Raw genomic sequence first — 4146 nt, 5'->3', positions numbered from 1 at the left:
CAATAGATTCGGGTGATGCAATAAAAGCCTCATCGCACAATTTTTTCCGGTAGTAGAACGGGATAAACAGCACGGTTGTGCATACATAGGCAATGCCAAAAGCAGCGGCCCTGCCTTCGGCGCCCCAGTGCCGGAGGAAATACATGACCACCAGCGCTATCAGCCCCCAGCAGGAGTTGCTTAACATGTTCCACCACATATAGCTGCCCGCAGCTATATTCCTGCCAATGCCCTGCCGGTGGGAGGTAACAATCGTGCTGATCATAATGATCATAATGGTTGCTCTTAATTCATTACCGGAAAAGTTTTTACCAAACAGCACATCTCCCACTTCCGGTATGAACATACAGGGTAAGGCAATCACTATACCAATAGCCCAGGGCAACATGCTATTCAGCATTTCAAACTTTTTGCTTCTTGTTTTAAAGTTCAGCACGGCATAAGGCATCAGCACCTGCCCCAGCATGCTGTTCACTACATTCACCATCAGCATAATGCTGAATCCTGCATTATAAATGCCCAACTCCTTAAAGCCCCCCGGTTGCTTAACCAGTATGGCGTTACAGAACCAGGTTACCGGCAGTATAAGTACATTGCCCAGCACAGCCGGCAGGCTGAAGTGGGTAAGCACTTTGTATTCATGCAGTGCGCCGCTTTCGTTTACATTAACGTTGTACTTGCGGGCTACCCTGCGCACCTCCCAAAAGCCCATTGCAGCTATTATTACTGCATTGGTTGCCAGGCTTATTACGGCGCCTTCTATTCCAAAATACCAGACGAGCACAAGCGATACCGGGAAGTTTACCACCCCTGCCGTCATATTTATCCTGGCAATGCTCTTAAACGACTCAAACCCTGCCAGCGTGCCGTTTTGCGCTGTGTTAACGGAATAAAAGAGTATGGCCAGCGCGCCATACCGGATGTCATTTGCCAATCCGGGCGCATTCAGGGAGCGAACAGCCAGCGCATCTGCGCTAAGCAGCAGCGCCCCCCCGATAACGGTGCCCATGGTCCATGATACGATAGAAGTAAGCCGGATAATACGGCCTGCCTTCACCTTATCAGTATGTTTATATTCTGCAATGAACTTCGTGGTAGTAACGCCCAGGCCAAACCCCGCAAAAGCTACGAACATATCGATGGTAGCCCTTACCATACCAAATTCTCCAAATCCCTGGCGGTTTAACATTCTGGCAATACAAACAGATGTGAGAAAAATAATACTCCGGAATACGATGGTGCTGAAAAAAGTCCAGACGATGCCCTGCGATATTTTTTGGGCTACCCCGGATTTCACATCTACTTTTAAAACCTTTCCTATCTTTCCGAAAACAAAGGGAGCGATCCCTTGTATACCTTGCATAAATACTCTTTTAACTTAAAGTCTGGCATCCACCAAACGCCGGTCCAGGCAGGCTTTGGTATCAAATATTACTCCGTTGTTGCGTTTTACCTTTTCATAATCAAAGCTGAGGAATTCATTGTGGGCCACGGCTACCACAATAGCATCGTACACCACGGTGGGCTCCAGCTTGTTCAGCACTTCCAGCCCGTATTCGTGCCGTACTTCCGCGGCATCTGCCCAGGGGTCGTAAATATCCACCTGCAGGCCAAATTGTTTGAGCTCATGGTATATGTCCACTACCCGGGTGTTGCGCACATCGGGGCAATTTTCCTTAAAGGTTATTCCCATGATCAGCGCGCGGGAGCCTCTTATTTTATGATCTTTCTCAATCATCAGCTTTACCACCTTATTGGCCACAAAATGGCCCACATGATCGTTTACGCGCCGGCCTGAAAGTATCACCTGCGGGTTATAGCCCAATGCCTCCGCCTTATGCGCCAGGTAGTACGGGTCTACGCCAATGCAGTGGCCGCCTACCAGTCCTGGTTTATATTTCAGGAAATTCCACTTGGTGCCGGCTGCTTCAATTACTTCATTGGTATCAATACCAATGCGGTCAAAAATGAGCGCCAGCTCATTTACAAAGGAGATATTAAGATCGCGCTGGGCATTTTCGATGGCTTTGGATGCTTCGGCTACCTTTATACAGGAAGCCTTATGCGTGCCAGCCTCAATTACGGACGCATACAGGCTGTCTATCCGGCAGGCAATATCCGGCGTAGAGCCGCTGGTAACCTTTTTGATCTTGGTAAGGGTATTGATCTTATCACCGGGGTTAATCCGTTCGGGGGAGTACCCCACAAAAAAATCTTTGTTGAATTTCAGTCCTGATACTTTTTCCAGCACAGGTATGCATTCTTCTTCCGTGCAGCCAGGATAAACAGTGGATTCATAGATAACAATATCACCTGCTTTAAGTATGGTGCCCAGCATTTCCGACGCCCTGAGCAGCGGCCGCAGATCAGGCGCCTTAAACTGGTCAATGGGCGTAGGCACGGTAACAATAAACGTGTTATACTTACGAAGGTCTTCTTTGTCAAAGGACAATAGCAGCCCTACTGACTTTTTCCCTTCCTGCTTTAATGCGAGCACCTTTCTGAGTTCTGTAACGCTGGCTTCCTGTGTACGGTCTTTGCCTTTCTGCAGCTCTTCTACCCGGTCCTGGTTAATATCAAATCCCAGGGTATCATATTTTTTGGCAAACTCCAAAGCCAGCGGCAGACCAACATATCCCAGGCCTATAATGGCTATCCGGGCGTTTTCTACCCTATTTAATTTTCCGTTATTGTTCATATTACAGGAGCATTTATTATTTGCGCACGAGCGATTTTTTAATTTTTGTGAGTACGCTGCCGTTTTCTGCTTCTTCATATCCGTAGCCATACCCGTAGCCGTAGCCATACCCATATCCATAGCCGTAACCACCATTGCCGGCTTTTATATCATTCACTACCAGGTTTATCTTAGGCAGCTTTTTCTGCTGGTATAGCTCTTTGGTAAGCTGCAGCTGCTGTTTAAAGGTATAGCCCTGTCTTACCAGGTAAAGCGTCATATCGGCAAAGCGGCCCAGCAGCTGCGCATCTGTAACCAGGCCTACCGGCGCGGTATCTATGATTACATAATCAAAATGCGCCCGCAGCTCGGCAAACAGCTGTTCGGTTTTTTCCAGCATCAATAGCTCCACGGGGTTAGGCGGTACCGGACCTGAAGGGATCAGCCATACCTTTTCATGGATGCCCGATGGTTTTATCAGCTCTTCAAAAACCACCTTTCCGATAGCATACGTGCTAAAGCCTATATTGTTGGGTAGCCCCAGCATCTGGGATATTTTAGGCTTGCGGAGGTCCATTTCCATCAGCACTACGCTTTTGCCGGACAGGGCCAGCACCGCGGCCAGGTTGGTGGCCACAAAGGATTTCCCCTCACCGCTCATGCTGGAGGTAAGCATAATCACCTTTTCTTTTTTCCCCGACAGGATAAACTGCAGGTTGGTTCTCATGGCCCTGAACTGTTCTGCAACAGCGCTGCGGGAGTCCCTTTCCACCACCACCCGCTGGTTACTGCCGTTGTGCCCGATCTCTGCAAGTATTGGCACAGGGGTGTTCTTAATAATATCCTGCTTGTCGGCAATGCGCCGGTTCAGCAGCTCACGCAGGTACAGCCAGGCCGACAGCAGCACAACACCGCCAATAAGGCCCAGCAAATAAGCCAGGGTACGCCTGGGGCTGAAAGGAAGGGGTTCGCTTTTGCCCCGGTCAATGATCCTGGCAATGGCAATATTGGATGACTTTGAAATGGCTGATTCTTCCCGTTTCTTTAGCAGAAACAGGTATAGCTCCTGCTTCACGGTTTGTTGCCGGGCATAGTCGAGGAAAACGCGCTCCTTACCCGGTACGCTGCGTATTTCGCTGCTGACCATATTGGCATTCCGTTCCAGGCCGGCCAGGCCTGCCTGAATGCCCTGTTTCAAAGATGCCAGGTTATTCTGCAGGTCAGTACGCAGCCCTCTCAGCTGCCGGTCAATGTTTTGCACAAAGGGATTGGATTCTGTATTAGACAGCAGGGCCCTCTCCCGTTCCAGCTGCAGGGCGTTATATTTTTCTACCAGCGCTATAAAGGTGGGGTCCTGTACGATCAGCGAAGAGGGTACCACCCGCTTGTTATTCTGCTCGTCGCGGATATATTGCTCCAGGGATTCCACTACATTCAAACGCACCTGCTGCTCGGTAAGCTGCTTGGAG

The 4146-nt window shown here is 49.4% G+C and carries 3 protein-coding genes; all 3 read right to left on the bottom strand.

Going from position 1 to position 4146, the window contains the following annotated elements; translation table 11 throughout:
- A partial coding sequence (locus VFS25_RS06610) for an oligosaccharide flippase family protein (protein ID WP_326461338.1) occupies nt 1-1363 on the bottom strand: 1363 nt, incomplete at its 3' end.
- A 15-nt stretch (nt 1364-1378) separates the two neighbouring features.
- Nucleotides 1379-2698 (bottom strand): nucleotide sugar dehydrogenase, encoded by a 1320-nt coding sequence (locus VFS25_RS06605; protein WP_326461337.1) that lies wholly within the window; start codon nt 2696-2698, stop codon nt 1379-1381.
- A gap of 16 nt (nt 2699-2714) precedes the next feature.
- Nucleotides 2715-4146 (bottom strand): tyrosine-protein kinase family protein (locus VFS25_RS06600; protein WP_326461336.1); only part of this gene is annotated, 1432 nt, incomplete at its 5' end.

This window comes from Chitinophaga sp. (assembly GCF_035761305.1).
Taxonomy (GTDB): Bacteria; Bacteroidota; Bacteroidia; order Chitinophagales; family Chitinophagaceae; genus Chitinophaga.
Note: the sequence above shows the minus strand (reverse complement) of the source record. Positions and strands in the feature narration are given on the sequence as shown.

Excerpts from the sequence above, each read along its gene's own strand:
- VFS25_RS06605 (WP_326461337.1), bottom strand. The coding sequence starts at position 2,698 with ATGAACAATAACGGAAAATTAAATAGGGTAGAAAACGCCCGGATAGCC.